The 25,822-nt window shown below is 68.9% G+C and carries 25 protein-coding genes and 1 tRNA gene; 15 read left to right on the top strand and 11 right to left on the bottom strand.

What is annotated here, in order from left to right:
• Positions 1–27 precede the first annotated feature (27 nt).
• The 3 genes from KVT45_RS08515 to KVT45_RS08525 are packed head-to-tail and all read left to right on the top strand — an operon-like array spanning position 28 to position 3,445.
• On the top strand, positions 28–222 hold the full coding sequence (locus KVT45_RS08515; protein WP_217545907.1) for a hypothetical protein: 195 nt from the start codon (positions 28–30) through the stop codon (positions 220–222).
• Positions 219–950, top strand: a complete 732-nt coding sequence (locus KVT45_RS08520; protein ID WP_217545908.1) for an ABC transporter ATP-binding protein — start codon at positions 219–221, stop codon at positions 948–950. The genes KVT45_RS08515 and KVT45_RS08520 overlap by 4 nt, the downstream gene beginning before the upstream one ends.
• Positions 944–3,445: an ABC transporter permease gene (locus KVT45_RS08525; RefSeq protein WP_308310678.1), complete on the top strand. Its 2,502-nt coding sequence runs from the start codon at positions 944–946 to the stop codon at positions 3,443–3,445. The genes KVT45_RS08520 and KVT45_RS08525 overlap by 7 nt, the downstream gene beginning before the upstream one ends.
• Positions 3,446–3,912: 467 nt before the next feature.
• Here the strand turns inward: KVT45_RS08525 and KVT45_RS08530 are convergent, their stop codons facing one another.
• On the bottom strand, positions 3,913–4,770 hold the full coding sequence (locus KVT45_RS08530; protein ID WP_217545909.1) for an MBL fold metallo-hydrolase: 858 nt from the start codon (positions 4,768–4,770) through the stop codon (positions 3,913–3,915).
• Positions 4,771–4,885: 115 nt separating this feature from the next.
• Between KVT45_RS08530 and KVT45_RS08535 the strand changes: the two genes are divergently transcribed.
• The 5 genes from KVT45_RS08535 to KVT45_RS08555 all read left to right on the top strand — a co-directional run bounded on the left by KVT45_RS08535 (position 4,886) and on the right by KVT45_RS08555 (position 9,508).
• Entirely contained in the window at positions 4,886–5,422 is a 537-nt protein-coding gene (locus KVT45_RS08535) for a TetR/AcrR family transcriptional regulator (protein ID WP_217545910.1), read from the top strand.
• A gap of 694 nt (positions 5,423–6,116) precedes the next feature.
• Positions 6,117–6,749 carry an isochorismatase family cysteine hydrolase gene (locus tag KVT45_RS08540; protein WP_217545911.1) on the top strand — a complete coding sequence of 211 codons (633 nt, stop codon included), beginning with the start codon at positions 6,117–6,119 and terminating at the stop codon, positions 6,747–6,749.
• An 18-nt stretch (positions 6,750–6,767) separates the two neighbouring features.
• Entirely contained in the window at positions 6,768–7,304 is a 537-nt protein-coding gene (locus KVT45_RS08545) for a hypothetical protein (protein WP_217545912.1), read from the top strand.
• A 214-nt stretch (positions 7,305–7,518) separates the two neighbouring features.
• Entirely contained in the window at positions 7,519–8,088 is a 570-nt protein-coding gene (locus KVT45_RS08550) for a TetR/AcrR family transcriptional regulator (protein ID WP_254646481.1), read from the top strand.
• Between the two features lie 622 nt (positions 8,089–8,710).
• On the top strand, positions 8,711–9,508 hold the full coding sequence (locus KVT45_RS08555; RefSeq protein WP_217545913.1) for a hypothetical protein: 798 nt from the start codon (positions 8,711–8,713) through the stop codon (positions 9,506–9,508).
• A 63-nt stretch (positions 9,509–9,571) separates the two neighbouring features.
• Here KVT45_RS08555 and KVT45_RS08560 read toward each other — a convergent pair whose 3' ends face one another.
• Together KVT45_RS08560 and KVT45_RS08565 are read right to left on the bottom strand one after the other, a co-directional pair.
• Positions 9,572–9,907, bottom strand: a complete 336-nt coding sequence (locus KVT45_RS08560) for a helix-turn-helix transcriptional regulator (protein WP_217545914.1) — start codon at positions 9,905–9,907, stop codon at positions 9,572–9,574.
• Positions 9,908–10,453: 546 nt separating this feature from the next.
• Positions 10,454–10,537: transfer RNA gene (locus tag KVT45_RS08565), tRNA-Leu, on the bottom strand.
• Between the two features lie 415 nt (positions 10,538–10,952).
• On the opposite strand from KVT45_RS08565, the gene KVT45_RS08570 reads away from it, so the two are divergent.
• The 6 genes from KVT45_RS08570 to pknB all read left to right on the top strand — a co-directional run bounded on the left by KVT45_RS08570 (position 10,953) and on the right by pknB (position 19,117).
• Entirely contained in the window at positions 10,953–11,828 is an 876-nt protein-coding gene (locus tag KVT45_RS08570) for a DUF3662 and FHA domain-containing protein (RefSeq protein WP_217545915.1), read from the top strand.
• A gap of 10 nt (positions 11,829–11,838) precedes the next feature.
• A complete protein-coding gene (locus tag KVT45_RS08575; protein WP_089100420.1) occupies positions 11,839–12,363 on the top strand; it encodes an FHA domain-containing protein in 525 nt (174 codons plus the stop codon).
• 98 nt (positions 12,364–12,461) lie between these two features.
• Entirely contained in the window at positions 12,462–14,024 is a 1,563-nt protein-coding gene (locus KVT45_RS08580; protein ID WP_217546182.1) for a Stp1/IreP family PP2C-type Ser/Thr phosphatase, read from the top strand.
• 27 nt (positions 14,025–14,051) lie between these two features.
• The gene (locus tag KVT45_RS08585; RefSeq protein ID WP_217545916.1) at positions 14,052–15,491 is read left to right on the top strand and encodes an FtsW/RodA/SpoVE family cell cycle protein; all 1,440 of its coding nucleotides are present in this window, start codon (positions 14,052–14,054) and stop codon (positions 15,489–15,491) included.
• Entirely contained in the window at positions 15,488–16,972 is a 1,485-nt protein-coding gene (locus tag KVT45_RS08590) for a penicillin-binding protein 2 (protein ID WP_217545917.1), read from the top strand. The genes KVT45_RS08585 and KVT45_RS08590 overlap by 4 nt, the downstream gene beginning before the upstream one ends.
• 171 nt (positions 16,973–17,143) lie before the next feature.
• Positions 17,144–19,117, top strand: a complete 1,974-nt coding sequence (gene pknB, locus KVT45_RS08595; protein WP_217545918.1) for a Stk1 family PASTA domain-containing Ser/Thr kinase — start codon at positions 17,144–17,146, stop codon at positions 19,115–19,117.
• 237 nt (positions 19,118–19,354) lie between these two features.
• On the opposite strand, the gene KVT45_RS08600 is transcribed toward pknB, so the two are convergent.
• The 6 genes from KVT45_RS08600 to KVT45_RS08625 are packed head-to-tail and all read right to left on the bottom strand — an operon-like array spanning position 19,355 to position 23,494.
• Positions 19,355–20,104, bottom strand: coding sequence for a class E sortase (locus KVT45_RS08600; RefSeq protein WP_217545919.1), 750 nt, complete (start codon positions 20,102–20,104; stop codon positions 19,355–19,357).
• Positions 20,105–20,123: 19 nt separating this feature from the next.
• Positions 20,124–21,140 carry a class E sortase gene (locus KVT45_RS08605; protein WP_217545920.1) on the bottom strand — a complete coding sequence of 339 codons (1,017 nt, stop codon included), beginning with the start codon at positions 21,138–21,140 and terminating at the stop codon, positions 20,124–20,126.
• The gene (locus tag KVT45_RS08610) at positions 21,137–21,775 is read right to left on the bottom strand and encodes an aminodeoxychorismate/anthranilate synthase component II (protein WP_093500774.1); all 639 of its coding nucleotides are present in this window, start codon (positions 21,773–21,775) and stop codon (positions 21,137–21,139) included. Before KVT45_RS08610 ends, KVT45_RS08605 begins: the two co-directional genes overlap by 4 nt.
• Positions 21,772–21,933 carry a hypothetical protein gene (locus tag KVT45_RS08615; protein WP_217545921.1) on the bottom strand — a complete coding sequence of 54 codons (162 nt, stop codon included), beginning with the start codon at positions 21,931–21,933 and terminating at the stop codon, positions 21,772–21,774. The genes KVT45_RS08610 and KVT45_RS08615 overlap by 4 nt, the downstream gene beginning before the upstream one ends.
• 52 nt (positions 21,934–21,985) lie before the next feature.
• The gene (locus KVT45_RS08620; protein ID WP_217545922.1) at positions 21,986–22,678 is read right to left on the bottom strand and encodes a class E sortase; all 693 of its coding nucleotides are present in this window, start codon (positions 22,676–22,678) and stop codon (positions 21,986–21,988) included.
• A gap of 27 nt (positions 22,679–22,705) precedes the next feature.
• A complete protein-coding gene (locus tag KVT45_RS08625) occupies positions 22,706–23,494 on the bottom strand; it encodes a DUF881 domain-containing protein (protein ID WP_217545923.1) in 789 nt (262 codons plus the stop codon).
• Between the two features lie 153 nt (positions 23,495–23,647).
• Between KVT45_RS08625 and crgA the strand changes: the two genes are divergently transcribed.
• Positions 23,648–23,902, top strand: coding sequence for a cell division protein CrgA (gene crgA, locus KVT45_RS08630; protein WP_089100431.1), 255 nt, complete (start codon positions 23,648–23,650; stop codon positions 23,900–23,902).
• Positions 23,903–24,178: 276 nt separating this feature from the next.
• On the opposite strand, the gene KVT45_RS08635 is transcribed toward crgA, so the two are convergent.
• Both KVT45_RS08635 and KVT45_RS08640 read right to left on the bottom strand, forming a co-directional pair.
• Positions 24,179–25,078, bottom strand: coding sequence for a rhomboid family intramembrane serine protease (locus tag KVT45_RS08635; RefSeq protein WP_217545924.1), 900 nt, complete (start codon positions 25,076–25,078; stop codon positions 24,179–24,181).
• 98 nt (positions 25,079–25,176) lie between these two features.
• The gene (locus tag KVT45_RS08640) at positions 25,177–25,710 is read right to left on the bottom strand and encodes a peptidylprolyl isomerase (protein ID WP_217545925.1); all 534 of its coding nucleotides are present in this window, start codon (positions 25,708–25,710) and stop codon (positions 25,177–25,179) included.
• Between the last annotated feature and the right edge of the window lie 112 nt (positions 25,711–25,822).

The raw sequence follows: 25,822 nt of genomic DNA on the forward strand, positions 1-25,822 counted from the left end.
CCTACCCCGGATCTCCGTCCTGCCGCAGTGCGCCGCCCCGCCCCCGAACGGTTTCGTGGAGCCACCGACAGCGAAACCGGCAGCGAAACCGACGACGACGTCGACGACCACTTCGACGACCACACCCACGACCACACCGACGACGGCATCGGCATCGGCATCGGCATCGGCGACGAGACCGGCAACAGGACCGCCAACGAGCAGGAGAACGGGGCTTCATGACCGCCATCGCCTTGCGTTCCGTCAGCAGACGGCACGGCTCCGGAGACAGCGCCGTCACCGCGCTCGACGATGTCTCCCTCGCCTTCCCGAAAGGCACCTTCACCGCCGTCATGGGCCCCTCCGGCTCCGGCAAGTCGACGCTCCTGCAGTGCGCGGCGGGCCTCGACCGGCCCACCTCCGGTTCGGTCCTGCTGGGCGGGACCGAGCTGACCGGACTGAGCGAGAAGAACCTGACCCTGCTCCGCCGGCAGCGCATCGGCTTCGTCTTCCAGGCGTTCAACCTCCTTCCCTCCCTCACCGCGGAACAGAACGTGGCGCTGCCGCTACGACTGGCGGGCCGCCGTCCCCCGAGGGCCCGGGTCCGCGAGGTGCTCGACCGGGTCGGACTCGCCGACCGCGCCCGGCACCGGCCGAGCCGGCTGTCCGGCGGTCAGCAGCAGCGCGTGGCGCTGGCCCGTGCCCTCGTCACCCGCCCCGAGGTGCTGTTCGCCGACGAGCCGACCGGCGCCCTGGACACGCGGACGAGCCGTACGGTGCTGAAACTGCTGCGCGCCATGGCGGACGACGAGGGCCGGACGATCGTCATGGTCACCCATGACCCGGTCGCCGCCTCCTGCGCCGACCGCGTCGTCTTCCTCGTTGACGGCCGGGTCGACGGCGAACTGACGGGCGCGAAAGCCGACGACATCGCCACGCGCATGACCGGGCCGGAGGTCCTGCCGTGCTGAGCGACTCCCTGTACAGCACGTACAGCCTGCACATCCCGTACAGCCTGCACACCCTGCGCACCCGCTGGATCACCTTCGCCGGCAGTTTCGTCGCCCTCTGTCTCGGCGTCGGCCTGCTCACCGTGACGGGTCTGGCGCTCGCTTCCTCCCTGGACGCTCCGCAGCGCGCCCCGGAACGGTTCGCCGCGGCCCCGGTCGTCGTCAAGGGCGCCGACACCCTGCACGTCTCCACCCCGATCGGCACCCGCACCCAGAAGCTCGCCCAGCCGCGGGCCGTACCCGCCGCCGCCGTCGCCGAGTTGCAGAAGCTCGGCAAGGTCACCCCCGACCGCACCTTCACCGTGCATGTCGCCGGGTCTGCCGCCGTGCCGGTGGGGGACGGGCCCGGCGAACTCGTCGGTCACCCCTGGTCGGTCGCCGCGTTCGCGTCGTACGAGATCACCTCGGGCCGCGCACCGCGCACCGCTCGCGAGGTCGTCGTCACCGGGACCTGGGCGAAGCCCGGCCGCACCCTCCGCACGGATCGCGGCGGCGTCACCGTCGTCGGCACGGTCGCCGACCGCGGCTTCGAGCACGCCGTCTTCTTCACCGACGCCCGGGCGGCGCAACTGGCGCCCCACAGCAACCAGTTGGTCGTGGCCGCGGACCCGGCGGCGGTACGGAACGCGGTCGGCGGCATCCCCGGCGTACAGGTCCTCACCGGCGACGGCCGGCGCTTCGCCGACCCGGACCCGGACCGCGACCGCGAGGCGCTGACCGCGCTGAACGCCCTGTTCGGCACGGCCGGCGGGGTCGCCGCCTTCGTGTCGGTCTTCGTGGTGGCGTCGACGTTCGCCTTCGCGGTCGCCCAGCGCCGCCGCGAGTTCGGCCTGCTGCGCATCGCCGGGGCGACGCCCGGACAGCTCCGCCGGACGGTGGTCGCCGAGGCCCTGCTGGTCGGGGCGCTCGCCTCGGCGGTGGGCTGCGTGCTCGGCCGGTACGGCGCACCCTGCCTCGCCCGCTGGACCGTCGACGGCGGACTCGCCCCGGACTGGTTCCGGATCGGCGCCCCCACGTGGCCGTACTGGGCGGCCTTCTCGACCGGGCTGCTGGTCGCCCTGTGCGGAGCGGTCACCGCGTCCTGGCGGGCGGGCCGGACCGGGCCGGCTCAGGCGCTGCGAGAGGCGGCCGTGGACAACAGGCCCATGACCCGGACGCGTTGGCTGTCCGGCATCGGCCTGCTGCTGGCCTCGGCCGTCCTCCCGCTCCTCGCCGACCCCGGCGACCTGCTGCACCGCAAGTCCTACGTGAGCCGTCCCATGCTGCTGATCACCGCGGTCGCGTTGCTCGCCCCCGTCCTGGTCCGTCCGCTGACCCGGCTGCTCACCTGGGTCCCGGCCCGGCTCCCCGGCGCCGGCGGCATGCTGGTGCGCGAGAACGCGGCCGCGGGGGTCCGCCGTACGGCCGCCGTCGCCGCGCCCGTGCTGGTCACCGTCGCCCTCACCGGCTCGCTGCTCGGCACCACCGCGACCCTGAACGCGGCGCGGGCCGCGGAGACCCGCGACCGGACCACGGCGGCCTTCGTCGTCACGCCCGCGGCAGGCGGATTCGGGGAAACGACGCTCAGGGCGCTGCGCTCCGTACCCGGTGCCGAGCTCTCCGCGACCTCGGCGAGCGCGGTGTACGTCCTGGAGGACGGGGTCGCCCTGATCAGATCCGGGGCCCGGGCCGCCGATCCCGCCGCGCTGGCCGCCACCACGCACCTCCCGCTCGTCTCCGGCAGGACCACCGGCCTCGACGACGGCTCGATCATCGTCAACGAGGAGTGGGAGAAGCACACCGTCGGCCAGAGCGCCCGGGTGTGGCTCGGCGACGGCACCCCGAGGACCCTGCGCATCGCCGCCGTGATGAGGACGGGCACCGGGGACAACGGCGCGTACGTGACCCCGGCCAACGCACCCGGTGCGGCCGTCGACCGCGTCGACGTGGCCCTTCGGCCCGGCGCGGACGCGGCCACGGTGGCCGCCGGGCTGCGCGCGGCGGCCCGGGTGTCCGGCGCGCACGTCCTCACCAGGGACCGGTGGATCGCGGCGACCCACCCGCGGACCGACCGGACCACCCGCCTCGGCCTCCTCCTCGTCCTCGGCATCGCACTCCTCTACACCGGGATCTCCCTGGTCAACACCATGGTGATGGCGACCTCCGACCGGGTGCGCGAGTTCGCCGTGCTGCGGCTGGCCGGGGCCGGCCGCCCACAGATACTGCGGCTGGCCGGGGCCGAGGCGCTCACGGTGGTCGCGGTCGGAGCGGTGCTGGGGCTGCTGGTGACCGCCCTCGACCTGGCGGGAATCACGGCGGCCCTGCACGCCCTGTCGGCCCCGGCCGCCCTCACCCTGGCGTGGACCGCCCTGCCCTGGACCGCCCTGGCCGTCACCACGGCCGGCTGCGCGGCCCTGGCCGTCCTGGCCTCGGTCGCCCCGGCCGCGCAGGCCCTGCGCCGACGTGCGGCGACCTAGGGCCTGTCGTTTGGATCAGGCCGGCCTGACTCACGATGCCTTGCCGACCGACCCGAGCGGGGCGTGGTGCGTGCAGCTGCAAGGCGGAGGAGGGCGGCGACGCGGAGCGTCGACAACCGACGACAACGCCGCAGATGTGCGTGCCACGCCCCGCGACGCCGGCATGATCCAAACGACAGGCCCTAGCGGCACGCCGGCGCCGACGTCACATCGGCGGTCGGCCGCCCTCGCCACGCTCACGGCGAGGGCCGCGCCGCCGGGAGCACCGCCGCCCCGGTAGCGGGCCCGGCTCAACCCGCTGGGCCGGTTCGACCCCATGGAGACGGCCTCGTTGCCGGTTCAGGCGGGTCACCTGTCACCGCGCTCCGCCCACGACGCCGTCAGCGGCTCGGCCCGGACGTCCATGCTTCCGCGCCTCCTCCGGGGTGCGGGCCCTGCGGAGGAGGGAGAACGTCAGCCAGAAGGGACTAGGCCCGTTTGGCGACTGCGGTACGGGCGGAGTGCCACAGAGTGCGGGGGTTGTCCCGGCCGCCGTGCAGTTCGAGCATCGCGTTGACGATGTCCTCGACGCTGCCGCCCTCGTTGACGATGCGGCTGAAGTCGCGCAGGTACTGCTGGCTCGCGCCGATGCTCTCGGGCAGGTCGGGCGCGCCGACACTCTTGTGTCCGGCGACGACGATCCGCGGGTTCAGGGCGGCGACGGCGTCCAGGCTGGCGATCCATGCCTCGCGGCCCTGCTCGTCGGTCTCGGCGGTCATCATGTGCACACCGTTGTAGACGACGTCACCCCCGACCACCGCGGCGGCCGAGGGCACGTGCAGGACGGTCGAATGCTCGGTGTCCCCCTGGCCCACGGAGACCGCGCGCAGGACCTGCCCCTCCAGCTCGAACTCCGCGGCGGCCAGCGGCTCGGGCAGCACCGCCGTCTGCGGCAGCTCGCCGGGGAAGCTGGCCTTCCAGTAGGCGGACAGACCGGGGTCACCGGCCTCGAACCGGGCGCGTTCGACAACCTCGGGGGTGGCGATTCCCCGGGCGTCGGGGAAGTGCTCCTGGAGGCGGGCCAGGCCGATCCAGTGGTCCTGGTGGCCGTGGGTGATGTAGACGCCGGTGACGCGCTTGCCGAAGCCGCGCACCCACTCTGCGAGCGCGTCGACCTGGTCGAGGGTGACGAGGGTGTCGACGAGGACCGCTTCCTCGGCGCCGGCGATCAGAGTGCTGCTCATGGGCGACCACATCGGGGCGTCGCCCGGCCCCTGGGCGGGAGCGCCGGCGAAGGGGCGCATCGGTGCGACGTACACGTCGACGGTAAGGGAATCTGAGCTCATGACGGGCCCCTCGGGGGTTGGTGGCGATGACTCCGACCTCGGATTATGCTATGTAACATAGCATAATCAAGTGGCGGGTCCAGGGGCCCGCACCTGATGGGAAAGAATGGTCTGCATGTCAGAGAGCGTGCGCGAAGCGATGATCAAGGCGGCGTGGTTGCTGATCGCCGAGCGCGGGCTCGAGGGCATGTCGACCCGCGAGGTGCTCGCGCGCACCGGGGCACCCCGTGGCTCCGTGTACCACCACTTTCCGCGCGGGCGCGCGGAACTGATCGAGCTCGCCATCGACCACTCCCGGCAGTGGATGCAGGACCAGATCGACGCGATCCGCGCGCAGACCCCGCAGGACGTGGTCACCGGGTACATCGACATCTGGCGCAGGGTCGTCGAAGGCACGGACTTCCGCGCCGGCTGCGCGATGGCCGGGGTGACGACCGGCGGACACGATCCCGCGATCCTCGACCGGGCCGAGGCGGCGTTCAACGCCGCGGCCGACGCGCTGGCCGCCCGGCTCGAGCAGGTCGGACTGGCGCCCGCCGAGGCCGCACAACGTGCCAACCTGTTGGTGATCGCCGCCGAAGGAGCCGTCATCCTGTCCCGCGCACGGCGCAGCAGCGAGCCGCTCACCCTCGTCGCCACACGGCTCGGCTGACGGAGCCCGATCCCGGTTCGCCAGGGCTCGGCCGCACATCAGGACCTGGGCGCCGCCTCACCCCCCGAAGGGTGCGGGCGCGTCCCGGCCGACTCGACGGCCACGTCGAGATCGCAGACCCCGATCAGGCAGCACCGCCGACGGACCGACCGACCGACAGACCTGCAGAACGGGCCGCCGGAAAACGGGTGCCGGCGCCGTCGGCCAGCCCGCGGACCGCCCCGGCGGCAGTCGAGACCGGGACGAGACCGGGGCGATCCCGTCGCCGGCATGCATCGGCCGAGCCGGTGGCCGCCCAGCGCACCCCCCTTGCACCGGCCGGCCCTGGGCGGCGAGGTCGCGGTCTCTCGGCAGCTCCGCCGGGCGCACCCTGCCCGCGCAACCGGGACCCGGCCGTAGCCGGACGGCCGTCGGCACGCTCGCGCAGCGGCTGACCGGCCGACGCGCCGAAGACCTGTCGGCCGGCGACTCGGTCCGGCGCACGGAGGTCTCCGGCCGCGCCGCGAGGGACGTCGCCCCCGGCGCCGGTCGTGCGTTCCGCGAACACGGCAGCCGCCCACCGAGGGCAGCCCTCCCCGCCCGGAGGCGCATCGGGACGGCCCCTTCCATCCTGAAGGAAAGCCGGACGCCCGCGCTTGACTCTGAAGATGATGTGCGTAATCCTCAATATGCACGAACCAAGGGAGTATTGGGCATGTCGAAACCTGAGCAGACTTACGAACCCGAACTCACGGGATTGCTTGTCGTCGATCCCTACAATGATTTCCTGTCGGAGGGCGGCAAGCTGTACGAACACGGTCGCTCCACCCTCGAGACGCACCATGTCGTCGAGCACATGCGGCAGGTCCTCGCCGCCGCTCGCGCGGTTGATGTGCAGGTTTTCATCGCCCCGCACCATCGCTGGCGGGAAAGCGATCCCTACAGTCACTGGAAGACGATGCCTCCCGTCCAGGCAGCCGCCGCAAAGGGACAGACTTTTGCCGACGGAACCTGGGGCGGAAGTTTTCACCCCGATTTCGAGCCGCGCCCCGGCGAGGGCGTCGCGCAGGAGCACTGGCTCTCGAGCGGGTTCGCCAACACGGACCTCGACCTCCAGCTCAAGAAGCACGGGGTCCGCAAACTGATCGTGATCGGCATGCGCGCCAACACCTGCATCGAATCCACCGTCCGCTTCGCAGCGGAGCTCGGCTACGAGGTCACGGTGGTGAAGGACGCCATCGGCAGCTTCGGGTTCCCTGAAATGGACGCGTCACTGCAATTCAACATGCCGGCCTACGCGAACGCCATCATCTCGACCGCCGAGATCGTCGCGAAACTGTCAGCCTGAAAACAGGGAGATCAATAGATGACTGACCGCGTTATCGCCGAATCGGTGTCCGAAGCCACCATTCAGGCGCCGCTGCCGACGATCGACCTGGCGGAGTGGGTCTTCACTCTGACCGACAGCGGATATCTGGCATGTTCGAAGAACCACATTGCCGGGGCGACGACACTCACGCCCGAGGGCAAGCGCATGTCCATCAATGTGGAGCAGGTCGGCAATCTGATGGTGCAGCACTACGTCGAGGACGTCGCCGAGCGCAGCCATTGCCGCCTCGTGTCCCTGTCGGATTCGATCGGTCCGGACATTGGCGCCCGGGTCAAGCTCACCGTGATCTGGGAGTTCACCACCGAAGCCGTCGACCCGGACACGACGAGGTTCATCAACAGGGTCGAAGTCCGTACCGCTCCCGGCTATCTCGAAGCGCTGGAGGGACGGGGCGTGCCCTTTGCCGTGGCGAGTGAGGCCGCGCAGAAGGCGTTGAGCGCCCACAACGCCGAGGAGACTCCGCTCTTCGCCAGGGACATCGAGCGCAAGGCGCGCGCCGGCCGGTGGGGATGACCCGGCCCAGACGGTGCCACGGCCGCACCGCCTCGTAGAACGGGCCGGCTTTCGCCCCCGCCCTCCTCGCGCAACCAGCGCCATGGATGCCCTCCGGCCCGGCCGGTCAGGGAGTCCATGGCGTGTGCCATGTGACGTCACACATCGCAGGATGATGCATATAATCCTCAGTTGTCGCGGGCTGACGACGGCCCCGTGGACTGGAGGTTCGATCATGGTGAGTTCGCAGGCGGACAAGGCGGCGAGCCATGCCCGGATCGTGGACAGGGCCGCGGCACGTTTCCGCCGCGATGGCGTGAACGGGGTCGGTGTGGCCGAGTTGATGAAGGAGGCCGGTCTGACCCACGGCGGCTTCTACCGTCATTTCGCCTCCCGGGACGATCTCGTCGCCGAGGCGGTGGAGCACGCCTTGGAGCAGGGGAACAAGCGGTTCCTGACCGCCGCCGCCCGTGGCGGACAGCAGGCGTTCACAGCGATCGTCGACGGCTACCTCAGCACCGCCCACCGGGACGCACCGCAGGACGGGTGCGCGGTCGCCGCCCTGCCCCAGGACGTCTCACGGGCCGATGACAGAACGCGGGCCGCGTACGGCCGGCAGGTCGAGAGCTACCTGAACATCCTGGCGGGCCTCGCGTCGGGCGACGATCCCGCAGCCGAGCGCCGGCAGGCATGTCTGGTGCTCAGCGCTCTGGTCGGGGGGGTTGCCATGGCCCGGGCCGTCGGCGACCCAGAACTGTCCGCGGAGATCCTCTCCGAGACGGCCGCCGCGCTCAAGGAGCTCTAAGAGCTCGTCGTCCATCCACGTCCCTCACCCGGCCATGGGCCGCCTCGGTTGCTCCCCCGTCACCATCTCCGGCAGAGCGCAGAGCGCAGAGCGGAAAGACCCGGCCCCCGAATACCGCAGTAGAACGCAGTAGAACAAGGACAGGCCCCGCCCATGAGACAACTCATGAGCCGGGGCCCTGCGTATGCCCTTGCTTCCGTGATGGATGCGCAACGACACGCCGGATCGAGTCGGGATCCGGGACAACCGAAGTTATCGAGCCAATCCAGGCACACCAGTCTGCTGCGACACGTCTACTGAAGACGATGGATACACATGGTCGGCCCGGTGCGCTCCACGGAGCAACGAGCAGCCGCAAGTGATCGCCGCCTTTCCTCGGCGCGCGGAGTCACTCAGTCGGGCAAGACCCGAAGTGGCCGGATCACCGCAGCCAGTGGTCACTCGTTGCGCAAAGTAATGTCATGGGAACGCAGCGGGTGACATCATCTCCGGTACTCACTGCAGCCGACCCACGATGGGCCTGCCGTGAGAGGGCTGGGCGCACACGCCGAGGGGGAGCCCAGCTCACCTTCTGCTCGCCTGCGGCGGTCCTACCTGTCTATTGCATGACTTGGGGCCGTTCATGACTTGGTACCACCACGGCTGGCTCGCCGGATACGCATTACCGGCGATGCTGAGCGCCGGCCTTGCGTGGGTCGGCTTAGCCCGCCATTCCGTCGGCAAGGGCTGGCTGCTGGGCAGCTGGAGATCTACTGGCCTGGCACTTCTGGTTCTCGTTCTGACAGGTCTGGTCGGGATCGCCGCCGGTCTGGCACTTCCGCACCTGGCGAAGCTACCGCCGGTAGCCGCAGGTCTGGCGACCGGTGTCACGGCCATGCCTCGCAAAAGGCAGGAGGATACGACCCAGCCCTACCTCAGGTTCATGACGCTCGGCATCGCCTGGTTCAGGGAACGACTCGAATATCGCATGAGCCTCGACGCTCACAGTTGGTGCGCTCGGTTCCTTGACGGCTTCGAGAAGTCAACACAGCTTCGTGTGTTCGTACACGAGCTCAGGAACTACCTGGTGGATCGGCATCCCACACTCACCAAGACGATCGCCAACCTCTTCGACGCGGCCGACGAGGCCATGATCCACGCGCTGGAGGTGCAGACGAAGACCGAGGAGGCCCGAAGAGACATTGACACCGGCTGGATGCGAGATCCGACTGATGAAGAGGTCTATCAGTACCGCAGTGCTTTCGGCGAGGCCTTCAACCGTTGCGGAGACCTGTTGCTCTGCGCGTACATGCACGGCCGTCGGACGGAACAGGCCGAGCTTGAGACACTGCGCGCCAAGGCGCTTCCCAACGATGCCTTCCACAGTTCGTCGCTGCCCGTACAACGACGCCGGTTCAGCCTCCGCCGCAACCGCACCTAGCGGCAGCGGTCTGCAGCACCACGGGCCTGGCGGTTCGCTGTCTTCAGTGACGGCAAGACGCGCTCATCGATGTGAAGAGACGCTGTCCTTGCGCAATGACAACGGCTCTCCGTTGCTGACGGGCCGGTTCTGCGCAGCCTGCGGCCGCCGCGGGGAGAACTTGATCTCGACGTCGGCCCCCAGCGCTTCCGCCGCAGCCGCCAACGTGCGCATCGTCAGGTTCGCATCACCCGACATGATCTGACTGACCCGGCCGGGGCTGACACCCATGGCCTTGGCGAGGTCGGAACGTGACTTGCCGAGCCCTGCCAGCAGGCCCGCGAGAGAAGCAGACGCCTGCCGCGCCAACTGGGCGCCAGCTAACTCGACGTTACTTTCACTACGAACGAAGAAGCTCATGATATGACCCCCAACTCAAGCCGCTACAGCGGATGTTGCTGTCGCTTCAAGGATGCCACCTTTAGGTCTAGCTAAACACTCGATTCAGGCAGAATCTCCCGGCCCGGCGGCGCAAATCGTCCCTGGGGGGCGCCCGTGACCTGCGGCTATGAGTTCCCCGAGCGATCGATCCGTGGCTGATTGGACGTCACTCCAATGGGGCGACGACTCCCAGCGGGCCGGTCCTCCGGCTTCCTCCCTGCTCGCCTTCCAGCCGGCCCATGCCGACCGCCGCAAGATCAGGAAGTGGCTGGACACCCTCGCCCTCGGCGGCGAGCGCCCACGGCACCGCACCCACCAGCGGCGTAGATCAATTCGGCCCCCGAGCGCCACAGCACAACGAAGACAGGCCCCGCCCGTGAGATAGCTCACGAGTCGGGGCCCTTTGCATGCCTGACCAGGCCGTGCGATGCCTCACAGTCGCCGCGACGATCACCGCACAACGAGAAACGGGCCCCACCGTGACTTCCGTCACCGGCGGAGACCCGTTTCGTCGGTATCTCTCTGTGCGCGAGGGGGGAGTTGAACCCCCACGCCCTTGCGGGCACTGGAACCTGAATCCAGCGCGTCTGCCTATTCCGCCACCCGCGCATTGGGTGTGCCTTCCGGCTTCCGGCCCGTTGTTTCCTTCGGTCCGGCCCCTTCCGACATCGAGAACACTAGCACGTGGGACAGGGTGGGTTCACATCCCTTATCCCCCGGCAGCGCTGACCTTGCGATCACGTACCGAGCAGTCGGCCATCACGTATCAACCTCGTACCGGTCAAGGCCATCTGTCCAGGAGACGGATCGGGTCCACAGTCAGGTGCGGGACACTGGTCGTGGGCCACCTCTACGATCCATGGCAGAAGAAGCGCCGATCCTTGGCAGGAGAAGCACGCCGAGGAGTTCGAAGGGGGGCCGCTCGGGGAACCGGCTGATTGCCGGGCGCGTAGATACGATCAGTGAGCAGTAGCGGCAACGGCAACGGCAGGCAGTACGGGCAAGGCGACAGAGGAGGTGCCCTGTGGGAGTCCTGAAGAAGTTCGAGCAGCGTCTCGAAGGTCTGGTCAACGGCACCTTCGCCAAGGTGTTCAAGTCCGAGGTCCAGCCCGTGGAGATCGCCGGCGCGCTGCAGCGCGAGTGCGACAACAACGCGACCATCTGGAACCGGGACCGGACCGTCGTACCCAATGACTTCATCGTGGAGCTGAGCGCGCCCGACTTCGAGCGGCTCAGCCCCTACTCCGGGCAGCTCGGCGACGAGCTCGCCGGGATGGTCCGCGACTACGCCAAGCAGCAGCGCTACACCTTCATGGGGCCGATCAAGGTCAACCTGGAGAAGGCCGAGGACCTCGACACCGGCCTGTACCGGGTGCGCAGCCGCACTCTCGCCTCGTCCAGCAACCAGCAGGCCGCCGAGCGTGCCCCCGCGGGCGGCGCCGGCGCCCCGCAGCGACCGGGCGGCTACGGCTACCCGCAGCAGAGCGCCGCCGCCCCGCCCATGCCGAGCGCCCCACCGCCCGGCGCCCGCCCCGGCGGCTACGGCTATCCGCAGCCCACCCAGCCGGCCGCCCAGCGGCCGCCCTCGGGTCCCGTCGGCGCCTCGGCGCCCGGCTCCCGCACCCGCTACTGGATCGAGATCAACGGCACCCGCCACCAGATCTCCCGCGCAACGCTCGTGCTGGGCCGCAGCACCGAGGCCGACGTGCGGATCGACGACCCCGGCGTCTCCCGCCGGCACTGCGAGATCCGGACCGGAACGCCCTCGACGATCCAGGATCTCGGGTCCACCAACGGCATCGTGGTGGACGGGCAGCACACCACCCGCGCTACGCTCCGCGACGGCTCGCGGATCGTCGTGGGCAGCACCACCATCATTTACCGGCAAGCCGAAGGGTGAAGCGGGGGCAATGTCAGAGCTGACCCTCACGGTCATGCGGCTGGGTTTCCTGGCCGTACTGTGGCTGTTCGTGATCGTGGCCGTGCAGGTCATCCGCAGCGACCTGTTCGGTACGCGCGTCACCCAGCGCGGATCGCGTAGGGAAGAAGGGCGCCGGCAGCAGCCCGCCGCCCGGCAGCAGGCCGCGCCTCCGCAGCAGCGCGGCCAGCAGCCGGCGGCCGGCGGACGCCAGCGCCGTAACGCCCCCTCCAAGCTGGTCGTCTCCGAAGGCACCCTCACCGGTACGACGGTCGCGCTCCAGGGCCAGACCATCACCCTCGGCCGCGCCCACGACTCGACGATCGTGCTGGACGACGACTACGCCTCCAGCCGTCATGCCAGGATCTACCCGGACCGCGACGGCCAGTGGATCGTCGAGGACCTCGGCTCGACCAACGGCACCTACCTGGACCGGTCCCGGCTGACGACGCCCACACCGATCCCGCTGGGCGCGCCGATCCGCATCGGCAAAACCGTCATCGAGCTGCGGAAGTAGTGCTACATCATGGATAGGCGCGAGCGGAGCGAGCACGCAGCGGCGGACCGGACGCCGGTCCCCGGCGCGCTCCCGACCGGAGGGTGGGCACCGTGCGGATGTACCCGGAGCCGACGGGCGAGGTGCGCATGAGTCTGTCACTGCGCTTCGCCGCCGGATCGCACAAAGGCATGATCCGGGAGGGCAACGAGGACTCCGGTTACGCCGGTCCCCGCCTGCTCGCCATCGCCGACGGCATGGGCGGCCAGGCCGCCGGCGAGGTGGCCTCCTCCGAGGTGATCTCCACCCTGGTCACGCTCGACGACGACGTGCCCGGCTCCGACATCCTCACCTCCCTCGGCCTCGCCGTGCAGCGCGCCAACGACCAGCTGCGCGCCATGGTGGAGGAGGACCCGCAGCTGGAGGGCATGGGGACCACCCTCACCGCCCTGCTGTGGACCGGGCAGCGGCTCGGCCTCGTACACGTCGGCGACTCCCGCGCGTACCTCCTCCGTGACGGCGTGCTCACGCAGATCACCCAGGACCACACCTGGGTGCAGCGGCTCGTCGACGAGGGCCGGATCACGGAAGAGGAAGCCACCACCCACCCGCAGCGCTCGCTGCTGATGCGTGCGCTCGGCAGCGGCGACCACGTCGAGCCGGATCTGTCGATCCGCGAGGTGCGCGCCGGGGACCGGTACCTGATCTGCTCCGACGGGCTCTCCGGGGTCGTCTCCCACCAGACCCTGGAGGAGACCCTCGCCAGCTACCAGGGCCCGCAGGAGACCGTGCAGGAGCTGATCCAGCTCGCACTGCGCGGCGGCGGCCCCGACAACATCACGGTCATCATCGCGGACGTCCTCGACCTGGACACCGGCGACACCCTCGCGGGGCAGCTCTCCGACACCCCGGTCGTGGTCGGCGCCGTCGCCGAGAACCAGCAGCACCTGCACGACAACGGCTTCATGCAGACCCCGGCCGGCCGCGCCGCCAGCCTCGGCCGCCAGGGCCCACGGCACGGCGGCGGCGAGTTCGGCCCGCCCGGCTCCGGCGACACCACCGGCTACGTCCCCACCGACAGCTTCGGCGACTACACCGACGACGACTTCGTCAAGCCCCGCCGCGGGCGGAAGTGGCTGAAGAGATCCTTCTACAGCGTGCTCGCCCTCGCCGTGATCGGCGGGGGCCTGTACGGCGGCTACCGCTGGACGCAGACGCAGTACTACGTCGGCGCCAACGGGACACACGTCGCGCTGTACCAGGGCATCAGCCAGGACCTGGCCTGGGTGTCGCTGTCGAAGGTGGAGACGGACCACCCCGAGATCGAACTCAAGTACCTGCCGCCGTACCAGCAGAAGCAGGTCAAGGCGACCATCGCCGAGGGCGGTCTCACCGACGCCCGGTCGAAGGTCCAGGAGCTGGCCGTGCAGGCCTCCGCCTGCAAGAAGGAGTCGGAGCGCACCGCCGCCGAGTCCAAGACCAGCTCCAAGACCGGCCAGGGCGAGGCCGGAGGCACCACGGGAACCACCAAGACCTCTCTCACGTCCAAGGCCTCGCCAAGCCCTACGAACTCGGCGTCCCCCTCGGCGTCATCGTCCCCGTCCCCCTCAGCGACCCCCAGCCCCGGCCCCACCCTCTCGGAGGATGAGCAGAAGGTCGTCTCGCTGTGCGGTAAGCAATAGGCAAGCCGTGAGAGGCCCCGTCACACGATGAGCAGTACTACCAACACGTCGACGAACCACACGTCCACGATCGGCTCCATCGGAACGCCGAGCCGGCGCAACACCGAGCTCGCGCTCCTGGTGTTCGCCGTCGCCATCCCGGTGTTCGCCTACGCCAACGTGGGCCTGGCCATCAACGACAAGGTCCCCGCCGGACTGCTGAGCTACGGCCTGGGCCTCGGCCTGCTGGCCGGCGTCGCCCATCTCGTCGTCCGCAAGTTCGCCCCGTACGCGGACCCGCTGCTGCTGCCGCTGGCCACCCTGCTCAACGGCCTCGGCCTGGTCGTCATCTGGAGACTCGACCAGTCCAAGCTGCTCCAGTCGATCCACGTCTCGGGCGGCAAGGCCACCAACCAGCTGCTGTACACCGCGATGGGCATCGCGCTGTTCATCGTCGTCCTGATCTTCCTCAAGGACCACAGAGCACTCCAGCGCTACACCTACATCTCCATGGTGGCCGCGCTCTTCCTGCTGCTGCTCCCGCTCGTCCCGGGCCTCGGCCTGAACGTCTACGGCGCCAAGATCTGGATCTCCGTCGGCGGCTTCACCATCCAGCCCGGTGAGTTCGCGAAGATCGTCCTCGCGGTCTTCTTCGCCGGCTACCTGATGGTCAAGCGGGACGCCCTCGCGCTCGCCAGCCGCCGCTTCATGGGGCTGTACCTGCCGCGCGGCCGCGACCTGGGCCCGATCCTGGTCGTCTGGTTCATCTCAATCCTCATCCTGGTGTTCGAGACCGACCTCGGTACCTCGCTGCTGTTCTTCGGAATGTTCATCATCATGCTGTACGTCGCCACCGAGCGGACCAGCTGGATCGTCTTCGGTCTGCTGATGTCGGCGGCCGGCGCGGTCGGCGTGGCCAGCTTCGAACCGCACGTCCAGCAGCGCGTCCAGGCCTGGCTCGACCCGATGAAGGAGTACACGCTCTCCCGGCAGGGCGTCGCCGGCCACTCCGAGCAGGCGATGCAGGCCCTGTGGGCGTTCGGCTCCGGCGGCACCCTCGGCACCGGCCTCGGCCAGGGCCACTCCGAGCTGATCCGGTTCGCCGCCAACTCCGACTTCATCCTCGCCACCTTCGGCGAGGAACTCGGCCTGGCCGGCATCATGGCGATCCTGCTCATCTACGGCCTGATCGTGGAGCGCGGTGTGCGCACCTCGCTCGCCGCCCGCGACCCGTTCGGCAAGCTGCTCGCCGTCGGCCTCTCCGGCGCCTTCGCGCTCCAGGTGTTCGTCGTCGCCGGCGGTGTGATGGGCCTCATCCCGCTGACCGGTATGACGATGCCGTTCCTCGCGTACGGCGGTTCCTCCGTGATCGCCAACTGGGCGCTCATCGGCGTGCTGATCCGCATCAGCGACACCGCCCGCCGCCCGGCCCCGGCTCCCGCCGCCAACCCCGACGCCGAGATGACCCAGGTGGTCCGCCCCTCATGAACAAGCCCCTGCGCCGGATCGCGATCTTCTGCGGCCTCCTGGTCCTCACCCTGCTGCTGCGCGACAACTGGCTCCAGTACGTCAAGGCCGACACCCTCCGCGAGGACCCCGCCAACCGCCGCGTCACGATCGCCCGCTACTCCACCCCGCGCGGCGACATAATCGTCGACGGCAACCCGGTCACCGGCTCCACGGCGTCCAGCTCCTCCGGTCTCAACGACCTGAAGTACAAGCGCACGTACAAGAACGGCCCCATGTGGGCCCCGGTCACCGGGTACGCCTCCCAGGCCTTCGGCGCCAACCAGCTGGAGTCCCTCGAGGACGGCATCCTCACCGGCAACGACGACCGGCTCTTCTTCCGCAACACCCTCGACATGATCACGGGCAAGCAGAAGGCCGGCGGCAACGTCGTCACCACCCTCAACGCGGCCGCCCAGAGCGCCGCCTACAACGGGCTGAAGAAGCAGGGCGGCAAGGGCGCGGTCGTCGCCCTGGACCCCGCCACGGGCAAGATCCTGGCCCTCGCCTCCTACCCGTCGTACGACCCCTCGGCCTTCGCCGGTACCTCGGACACCGACGCCGAGGCCTGGAAGAAGCTGCAGAAGAAGTACAACCCGAACGACCCGATGCTGAACCGGGCGCTGCGCGAGACCTACCCGCCGGGCTCCACCTTCAAGGTGGTCACCGCCTCGGCCGCGCTGGAGAACGGGCTGTACACCTCCGCCGACGAGGCCACGAAGTCCCCGCTGCCGTACGTCATGCCGGGTACCACCACCGAGCTGAAGAACGAGGGCAGCATCCCGTGCAAGAACGCGACCATGCGGGTCGCGCTGCGGTACTCCTGCAACACCGTCTTCGGCAAGATCGGCGCCGACCTCGGCAACGACAAGATGCTCGCCGAGGCCAAGAAGTTCGGCTTCGACTCCGAGCAGTTCACCCCGGTCCGCTCCAGCGCCTCGGTCTTCTCCGACAACATGAACCAGTCGCAGACCGCACTGTCCTCGATCGGCCAGTACAACACCGCCGCGACCCCGCTGCAGATGGCCATGGTCGCCTCCGCGGTCGCCAACGACGGCAAGCTGATGAAGCCGTACATGATCGACAAGCTGCAGTCGTCGGGCGTCGACACGATCTCCCAGACCGAGCCCGAGGAGATGAGCCAGCCGCTCTCCTCCTCCAACGCCCAGATCCTCCAGTCCATGATGGAGACGGTCGTCAAGGAGGGCACCGGTACGAACGCGCAGATCAACGGCGTCACCGTCGGTGGCAAGACCGGTACCGCCCAGCACGGTGTCGAGAACAGCGAGAACCCGTACGCGTGGTTCATCTCCTACGCCAAGCTCCCCGACGGCAGCAAGCCGGTCGCGGTCGCCGTGGTGATCGAGGACGACCAGGCCAACCGTGACGACATCTCCGGCGGCGGCCTCGCGGCCCCGATCGCGAAGAGCGTGATGGAGGCGGTCATCAACTCCAAGAAGTGACCCCGCTCACGTCCCCTTCACATCGGTGCACGTTGACATACCGGTCCTGTATCGGGTTACGGGCTTGGCCAGGTCACACAAACACAGCCGGGTACGGTAGGCCCGGACGGCAGCCTCCGACCGCACACACCCGTGCCGGCCGGGACCCACGGAGAGGGCTGGTAGGTAGCTATGGAAGAGCCGCGTCGCCTCGGCGGCCGGTACGAGCTGGGCCACGTGCTCGGCCGTGGTGGCATGGCGGAGGTCTACCTCGCGCATGACACCCGGCTCGGCCGCACGGTGGCGGTGAAGACGCTGCGCGCGGACCTCGCGCGCGACCCGTCTTTCCAGGCCCGGTTCCGCCGGGAGGCCCAGTCGGCCGCCTCGCTCAACCATCCCGCGATCGTCGCGGTCTACGACACGGGCGAGGACTACATCGACGGGGTCTCGATCCCGTACATCGTCATGGAGTACGTGGACGGCTCGACGCTGCGGGAACTCCTCCACTCCGGTCGCAAGCTCCTGCCCGAGCGTGCCATGGAGATGACCATCGGCATCCTCCAGGGCCTGGAGTACGCGCACCGCAGCGGCATCGTCCACCGTGACATCAAGCCGGCGAACGTCATGCTGACGCGCAACGGCCAGGTCAAGGTCATGGACTTCGGCATCGCCCGCGCCATGGGCGACTCCGGCATGACCATGACCCAGACCGCGGCCGTCATCGGCACCGCCCAGTACCTCTCCCCGGAGCAGGCGAAGGGCGAGCAGGTCGACGCCCGCTCGGACCTCTACTCGACGGGCTGCCTGCTCTACGAGCTGCTGACGGTACGACCGCCGTTCGTGGGCGACAGCCCGGTCGCGGTCGCCTACCAGCACGTCCGCGAGGAGCCCCAGCCCCCGTCGGTCTTCGACCCCGAGATCACGCCCGAGATGGACGCCATCGTCCTCAAGGCCCTGGTCAAGGACCCGAACTACCGCTACCAGTCGGCCGACGAGATGCGCGCCGACATCGAGGCGTGCCTGGACGGCCAGCCGGTCGCGGCCACCGCGGCGATGGGCTCCGTCGGCTACGGCGGCTACCCGGACGACATGCCGACCACGGCCCTGCGCTCCGACGCCGGCGCCACCACCATGCTCCCCCCTATGAACCCGGACGACGGCGGCTACGGCTACGACGAACGCCCGGACCGCCGCCGCCAGCAGAAGAAGAGCAACACGTCCACGATCCTCCTCGTGGTCGCGGGCATCCTGGTGCTGGTGGGCTCGGTCCTGATCGGGAAATGGGTGGTCAGCGGGGGCGCGAACGACACGGTCCAGACGCCGACGTTCGTCGGGCAGACCAAGGCGACGGCCACGCAGATGGCCGACAACGTCGGTCTCAAGCTGGCCTTCACCCAGAAGACCTGCGACAACCAGCCCAAGGGCAGCGTGTGCTCACAGGACCCCACTCCCAAGACCGACGTCAAGAAGGACTCCACGGTCAACCTCGTCATCTCGACGGGCGCGCCGAAGGTCGCGGTGGACAACGTGATCGGCAAGAACGTCGACGACGCCACCACACAGCTGGAGAACAAGGGCTTCAAGGTCAAGGTCACCAAGACGGTGTCCACCCAGGACGAGGGTACGGTCCTGAGCCAGAACCCCGACCCGGGCACCGAGAAGGAGAAGGGCTCGGTCATCACCCTGGAGGTCGCCAAGGCCGAGGAGAAGTCCACGGTCCCCGACGTCACCGGCAAGAGCTGTGACGACGCCAAGGCGCAGATGGCGGCCAACAACCTGACCGGCAACTGCACCCAGGTGGACACCGACGACGCCAACCTGGTCGGCAAGGTCGTCTCGACCGACCCGACGGCCGGCACCCAGGTGAAGAAGAACTCCGCGGTGAACATCCAGATCGGCCAGGCCAAGCAGCAGACGGCCGTGCCGAGTGTGCTGGGCCAGACCGTGAGCCAGGCCAAGCAGACCCTGCAGGCGGCCGGATTCACGAACATCCAGTTCAACGGCGACTCCAGCGACAACGCGCTCGTCACCAACCAGGACCCGGCGGCCAACACCGGCGTCGACGACCCGGGCAGCACGACGATCACCCTCACCACGGTGAGCGTCGGCAACAACAACGGCGGCAACAACGGCGGTACCAACTTCTTCGGTGGTACCTCCGGCTGACGTTCCGCACGAGGGCAGGCTCTTCTCGGCCCCGCTGAGCTCCGGCTCGGCGGGGCCGAGTGCTGCAAGCGGACACCCCGGCATCCGCCGGCTCGCCGTCACCGCCAACCTGAGCGGGGTCATCATGGTGGACCGCTGCGGCTTGGAGGCATGGAGCGCTGGAGCGCCTCTCAAGGGCCTGAGGTAACCCCGAGCAACAAGGCATGCCAGGCGACAGACCTGCTGCAAGGAGGTCTGTCAGCTCAGTTCCTTCGGCGGTGTCCGCTTGCTGTCGACCTTCTGCACGCGGACCAGTTCACCCCACACCACATACCGGTACCGGCTCGTGTACACCGGCGTGCAGGTCGTCAGGGTGATGTAGTGGCCCGGCTTGGTCTTGCCGGACTCCTTGGGGACCTGGGAGAGGACCTTGACGTTGTACTTCGAGGTCTCGGGGAGGATGTCGTAGACCTTGTAGACGTACCAGTCGTCGCGGGTCTCGAAGACGACCGGGTCGCCGACCTTGACCTTGTCGATGTTGTGGAACTTGGCGCCGTGACCGTCGCGGTGGGCGGCGAGCGCGAAGTTGCCGGCTTTGCCGGTGGTCGGGAGCGTGGCCTTGACCGGATCCGTGTAGTAGCCGGCCACGCCGTTGTTCAGGACGTCCGTCGACGTGCCCTTCTCGACCAGGACCTCGCCGTTCTTCATCGACGGCACGTGCAGGAAGCCGATGCCGTTCTTCGTGTTCAGCGCGCCCGGACCGGTGTCCTGCTGGGCCCAGGTGTCCCGGACCTTGTCGCCCTCCCGGTCGGCCTTGCGGTCCGCGATGACGTTCGTCCACCACAACGAGTAGACGACGAACAGGCCGAGCAACAGGCCCGCCGTGATGAGGAGTTCACCGAAGACGCTGACCGCCGTCGCGATCCGGCCCATCGGCCGCCGCCCCGGCACGGACGCCGCATCCGGCGCGTCGGTCTGCTCTTCGGTGTCGTCGGCGGTCGCTGCCACTGTTCCTCTGCCTCTGCCCTTACTCGACGAGCGCGTCTGGCTTGCCCTTGCTGCGCGGGCGTTCCTCGACCATCTTGCCCCACACGATCAACCGGTACTTGCTGGTGAACTCCGGTGTGCAGGTGGTGAGAGTGATGTAGCGGCCCGGTTTGGTGAAGCCCGACCCCTTCGGGATCGGATCCAGCACACTCACGTTGCTCGGCGCGGTCACCGGCAGCATCGACGTCACCTTGTACACGAAGTACTCGTCCTGCGTCTCGACCACCACCGAGTCGCCGGCCACCAGCTTGTTGATGTACCGGAACGGCTCGCCGTGCGTGTTGCGGTGCGCGGCCAGGCCGAAGTTGCCGGTCTTGTCCTGCGGCATCGCGGTCTTCAGCGCGCCCTCGCCGTAGTGCCCGACCATGCCCTTGTCGAGGACCTTCTTGTTGCTGACGCCCTCGGCGATCGGCGCCACCACGTCCAGCTTGGGGATGTGCAGGATGGCGAAGCCCTGGCCCGGCGCGAAGACACCCGGCGCACGCTTGCCGCTCGCCCAGTCCTGCTGGAGGCTGCTCGCCTCCTGGCCGGCCTGGGCGTGGGCGCGGACGTTCGTCCACCACAGCTGGTAGGTCACGAACAGCAGCATCAGCACGCCGGTGGTGATGAACACCTCGCCTATCGCCCGGCTCGCCATGACGGCCGGACTGGGCTTGCGCAACCGCTCCCGCCGCCGGGCCTCCACCCGGGAGAGCGGCCGGCCCGGCGCGGTGGTTTCCGACGGCGCCGTCTCCGGTGTGCCGCCGTGCCGCCCGCCGCGCCGCTTGGCGGCCTTTCTGCGGGCCGCGCGGCCGCCTCCCGGGGTTCCGGTGCCAGAAGGGGCTGCTGTGGCCGCAGAGGCCGATACAGGCGGCTCGGGGATCCGCAGCGCGACGGTCTCCTCGTCGATCGGCGGGAGCGGCGGGAGGTACGCCGTCTCCCCGAGCGCGCTCGACCCCCCGTACGGCTGATCCCCGTACGAGGCACCGGTCTCGCGCTCGGGGCGCAGCGCGGTCACGCCGTGGCCCTGCCCACCACCGGGGCGAGCCCCGCCGACCTCGCCACGGCCCCCTGGTCACCGCACTCCACCAGCCAGTTGGCCAGCATCCGGTGCCCGTGCTCGGTCAGCACCGACTCGGGGTGGAACTGCACGCCCTCGACCGGGAGTTCACGGTGCCTGAGGCCCATGATGATCCCGTCGTGGGTGCGGGCGGTCACCTCCAGCTCGGCCGGGACCGTCGCCGGCTCGGCCGCCAGGGAGTGGTAGCGGGTCGCGGTGAAGGGTGAGGGCAGGCCCGCGAAGACGCCCTTGCCGCCGTGCTCGACCAGCGAGGTCTTGCCGTGCAGCAGCTCCGGCGCCCGGTCCACCACACCGCCGTACGCCACCTGCATCGACTGCATGCCGAGGCAGACGCCGAAGACCGGGACACCGGTCGCGGCGCAGTGCCGGACCATGTCCACGCAGACGCCCGCCTCCTCCGGCGTGCCGGGCCCCGGTGAGAGGAGGACGCCGTCGAAGCCGTCCTGGGCGTGCGCCGTCGACACCTCGTCGTTGCGCAGCACCTCGCACTCGGCGCCCAGCTGGTACAGGTACTGGACCAGGTTGAAGACGAAGCTGTCGTAGTTGTCGACGACGAGAATCCGCGCGCTCACTGGTTGTCCACCGTCACATCGTTGAAGGGCAGCAGTGGTTCGGCCCAGGGGAAGACGTACTGGAAGAGGACGTAGACCACGGCCAGGACCAGCATGAGTGAGATCAGCGCCCTCACCCACGCGTTCCCCGGCAGATGCCGCCAGATCCAGCCGTACATGCCGTCCCTTCCGTTCCACCACGGCACCAGAATCCCGCCGTACTGCACCAGACTAACGGCGCAGCGCCTTAGGTCTGCCTGACTCCACGGGCTGTGTGGAGTCCAAGTGCGCCCAGACGATCAGCCGATGGCTGTGCCCCCATTCCGGATCGCACGTGGTCAGCGTGAGATAGCGCCCCGGACGCGTATACCCCGACTTACGTGGCACAGGGTCGATCACTTCAACGTCCGTCGGAACTGTTTTGTAGGGCCCTTTGTCGATCCGATACGTGAACCAGGTCGTCCCGTCCGTCAGCACGATCGCATCGCCCTTGCGCAGCTTCGGGAAGTCGAGGAACGGATCGCCGTAGGTGCGCCGGTGGCCGGCGACCGCGAAGTTGCCCACCTGGCCCAGCTGGGCGGTCCTGGCGTAGTGCGCGAGGCCCTTCTTCAGCACATCGGTGCCGGTGCCCTCCAGGACCGGTTTGTTCCACGTGAAACCGAACCGGGGGATGTACATGATCGCGAAAGGCTTGCCGTAGTGGTACGCGGCGGGCTTCGCGGGGGCGGCGGCGGTCGCGGACGCCTTGGCCGTCGGATGCACCGCGGCACTGGCCGACCACTGCCGCTGTAACTGGTCGATCTGGTCGTGCATCTCGCTGTCGGCCTTCACGCCGGTCCAGAACAGCACGTACGCGACGAAGAGCACGATGAGCGTGCCGACGGTGATGCAGAGCTCGCTGACGGTCCTGACGATCACGCGCACCGGCGGCTCCAGAAAGTGACGAGCTGCTTACCCCACGGGCTTCGCGTAGTGCAGATCCACTGTGCCCGAGTAGCCCGGCAGAGTCACCGTCCCGTCCTCGGTCACTTTCCAGCCGAGGCCGTACACGTTCACGTACACCATGTAGTTCTGGATGGCCTCGGAGTCGGCGAGCGACTTCTGCATCTTCGCCGGGTCCCCGACCGCCTGGATCTTGTACGGCGGTGAGTAGACCCGGCCCTGCAGGATCAACGTGTTGCCGACGCAGCGCACGGCGCTGGTGGAGATCAGCCGCTGGTCCATGACCTTGATGCCGGTGGCACCGCCCTGCCACAGGGCGTTCACCACGGCCTGCAGGTCCTGCTGGTGGATGACCAGGTAGTCGGGCTGCGGCTCGGGGTAGCCGGGGAGCTTGGCGGTGGCGTTCGGCGGCGCGTCGTTGAGCGTGACGGTGATCGCCTTGCCGGTGAGCTTCCGGGTGCCCGCGTCCTTCTCCAGGCCGGTGAGCGTGTCGTCCTGGGCCTTGGTGGAGCCGTCGTCGCGCTTGGCGAGCTTCTCGTTCTCGTCGCGCGTACTCGCGTTGGACTCGTCCAGCTCCTTGTTCTTGCGGCTGTGCTCCTGGATCAGGTCGGAGAGCTTCAGCAGGTTGTCGTCCGAGCGGATGTCGGTGCCCTTGGCCGTGTTGAAGCTGGTGAAGAAGAGCAGACCGGCGAGGGCGAAGACGCCCACGGTGAGAATCCGCACCGGACGGAACCCGTTCTTGCGGGTTGGGCCGGCACCCGTTGATCCGGTCCCCTGGGAGTCGGCAGAATTGCTCAACGTACCCTTATCTCCTTCGGCGCCACGGAAGCACTACGCTAACGGACGCCCGGGGGAGCGCTCAGTGTGCCCTTACTGTCCCCCTTGTACGCTGCCCCGAGCCCGACCCAGTTACCTGCGCGGCCACGCAGCGCATCGACAGGAGAGACCCTCGTGCCGAAGTCACGTATCCGCAAGAAGGCCGACTACACGCCGCCCCCGGCGAAGCAGGCGACCGCCATCAAGCTCAACAGTCGCGGCTGGGTCGCACCGGTGATGCTGGCCATGTTCCTCATCGGGCTGGCCTGGATCGTCGTCTTCTATGTGACCGACGGTTCGCTGCCGATCGACAGCCTCGACAACTGGAACATCGTCGTGGGCTTCGGCTTCATCGCGGCCGGCTTCGGCGTCTCCACACAGTGGAAGTAGCTCTGCCCAGGGTTATCCGCTGAGTTATCCACAGGCCTGTGTATGGACCTGGGGAAAAGAAGACGATCTGTGGATAACCCGTTGGGTGTTGACGCCGGTACGACTACCACAACACCCGCCGCAAAACCACTCGCCCCCTCCCTGACCTGCGGCAACGCAGGTGAGTAGGAGGGGGCGCAGTTGTGCGGGCACGTTGTGCACAAGATCGGCCACCGACTGTGGACAACGGTTCGGTATCGGTGCGGTGAGCCGCCGTGATCAGGCGCAGACGCAGGCTCAGGTGAGCTGGGCGGTCCGGATGACCGTGATCACCACGGCCACGACCAGCACCAGCGCACACGTGCCGTACTGGATCAGGTTCCGCCGCTCGCGCGGGGCGTGCACCATCGCGTAGCCGGTGATGACACCGGCGACCAGGCCGCCGATGTGGGCCTGCCAGGCGATACCGCCGCTGAAGGTGAAGATGAGGTTGATCACCAGCAGGGCGATGATCGGCCGCATGTCGTAGTTGAGCCGGCGGATGAGGACCGCGGTCGCGCCGAAGAGGCCGAAGATCGCGCCGGAGGCGCCGAGCGAGGGCTGGTTCTGGGCGGCGAGCAGATAGGTGAGGGCGCTGCCGGCCAGGCCGGAGACGAAGTAGAGCGTGATGTAGCGGGCGCGGCCGAGGGCGGTTTCCAGGGGGCCGCCGATCCACCACAGGCTGAGCATGTTGAACACGATGTGCATGGGGCTCGAGCTGTCATGCAGGAACATCGCGGTCAGCATCCGGTAGTACTGGCCCTGGGCGATGCCCTCGACATCGCCGTACTGCGGGAACCAGGCCTGGCCGATCAGGTCGAAGCGGTTGGTGAAGCTGTCCCCGACGGAGAGCTCGACCAGGAAGACGGCGATGTTGATGCCGATCAGGATCTTGGTGAGCAGTCGCGGGTCGGCGGCGACCGTGCCGCCGGCGAGGGTGCGGGGCCGGGAGGCGGCCGGGGGCGGGCCGCTCTGGCCGGCGGTGGTGCCACGGACGCACTCGGGGCACTGGAAGCCCACGGAGGCGCTGACCATGCACTCGGGGCAGATGGGGCGCTCGCAGCGGGTGCAGCGCACGCCGGTCTCCCGGTCCGGGTGCCGGTAGCACTTGGGCAGGCTGTGGGCGTCACGCGCGCTGCCTGTCGCCTGGTCCTCCATGGGGTCCCCTCGCTCGTCCTGGGCAGTGTTCCGCCCCGCCCATCCTTACGGACGAGCGGGGCGTTTGGTTCCCTTCGGGTGCTTCCGTTTCGGGCCGCTCAGCCGCCGCGCTTCTCGACGACGACCGTCTCGATGACGACGTCGGTCACCGGCCGCTTGTTGGGTCCGCTGACCGGGACGGCGGCGATGCTGTCCACGATCTTCTGGGCGGCCGGGTCGACGACCTCGCCGAAGATGGTGTGCTTGCGGTTGAGGTGGGGAGCGGGATTGACCGTGATGAAGAACTGGGAGCCGTTGGTGCGGGGGCCGGCGTTGGCCATGGCGAGCAGGTAGGGGCGGTCGAAGCGGAGGTCGGGGTGGAACTCGTCCTCGAACTTGTAGCCGGGGCCGCCGATGCCGGTGCCGACCGGGTCGCCGCCCTGGATCATGAAGCCGCTGATCACCCGGTGGAAGACCGTGCCGTCGTAGAGCGGGTCCGTGGAGACCGTGCCGGTGTCCGGGTGGGTCCACTCACGCTCACCCTGCGCCAGTTCGACGAAGTTGCTGACCGTCTTGGGCGCGTGGTTCGGGAAGAGCCGGACCTCGATGTCGCCGAGGCTGGTCTTCAGAGTGGCGTAGAGCTGCTCGGCCACGATCCGCCTTCCGTTGTGCTCGGATTCAGTGCCACGATCCTCGCACGGTACGGCAGGTCCGACGCCCGCCCGGAGTTTCCGGACCCGGATCCTCACGAATCGCTTGCGGAAC

It is taken from the genome of Streptomyces sp. GbtcB6 (genome assembly GCF_019091475.1).
Taxonomy (GTDB): Bacteria; Actinomycetota; Actinomycetes; order Streptomycetales; family Streptomycetaceae; genus Streptomyces; species Streptomyces hyaluromycini.

What these genes read in the sequence shown, in the direction of transcription:
- KVT45_RS08520 (WP_217545908.1), top strand. Translation starts at nt 219, where the DNA reads ATGACCGCCATCGCCTTGCGTTCCGTCAGCAGACGGCACGGCTCCGGA.
- KVT45_RS08530 (WP_217545909.1), bottom strand. Translation starts at nt 4,770, where the DNA reads ATGAGCTCAGATTCCCTTACCGTCGACGTGTACGTCGCACCGATGCGC.
- KVT45_RS08535 (WP_217545910.1), top strand. Translation starts at nt 4,886, where the DNA reads ATGTCAGAGAGCGTGCGCGAAGCGATGATCAAGGCGGCGTGGTTGCTG.
- KVT45_RS08540 (WP_217545911.1), top strand. Translation starts at nt 6,117, where the DNA reads ATGTCGAAACCTGAGCAGACTTACGAACCCGAACTCACGGGATTGCTT.
- KVT45_RS08545 (WP_217545912.1), top strand. Translation starts at nt 6,768, where the DNA reads ATGACTGACCGCGTTATCGCCGAATCGGTGTCCGAAGCCACCATTCAG.
- KVT45_RS08550 (WP_254646481.1), top strand. Translation starts at nt 7,519, where the DNA reads ATGGTGAGTTCGCAGGCGGACAAGGCGGCGAGCCATGCCCGGATCGTG.
- KVT45_RS08555 (WP_217545913.1), top strand. Translation starts at nt 8,711, where the DNA reads ATGACTTGGTACCACCACGGCTGGCTCGCCGGATACGCATTACCGGCG.
- KVT45_RS08560 (WP_217545914.1), bottom strand. Translation starts at nt 9,907, where the DNA reads ATGAGCTTCTTCGTTCGTAGTGAAAGTAACGTCGAGTTAGCTGGCGCC.
- KVT45_RS08575 (WP_089100420.1), top strand. Translation starts at nt 11,839, where the DNA reads ATGTCAGAGCTGACCCTCACGGTCATGCGGCTGGGTTTCCTGGCCGTA.
- KVT45_RS08580 (WP_217546182.1), top strand. Translation starts at nt 12,462, where the DNA reads ATGTACCCGGAGCCGACGGGCGAGGTGCGCATGAGTCTGTCACTGCGC.
- KVT45_RS08585 (WP_217545916.1), top strand. Translation starts at nt 14,052, where the DNA reads ATGAGCAGTACTACCAACACGTCGACGAACCACACGTCCACGATCGGC.
- KVT45_RS08590 (WP_217545917.1), top strand. Translation starts at nt 15,488, where the DNA reads ATGAACAAGCCCCTGCGCCGGATCGCGATCTTCTGCGGCCTCCTGGTC.
- pknB (WP_217545918.1), top strand. Translation starts at nt 17,144, where the DNA reads ATGGAAGAGCCGCGTCGCCTCGGCGGCCGGTACGAGCTGGGCCACGTG.
- KVT45_RS08615 (WP_217545921.1), bottom strand. Translation starts at nt 21,933, where the DNA reads ATGTACGGCTGGATCTGGCGGCATCTGCCGGGGAACGCGTGGGTGAGG.
- KVT45_RS08635 (WP_217545924.1), bottom strand. Translation starts at nt 25,078, where the DNA reads ATGGAGGACCAGGCGACAGGCAGCGCGCGTGACGCCCACAGCCTGCCC.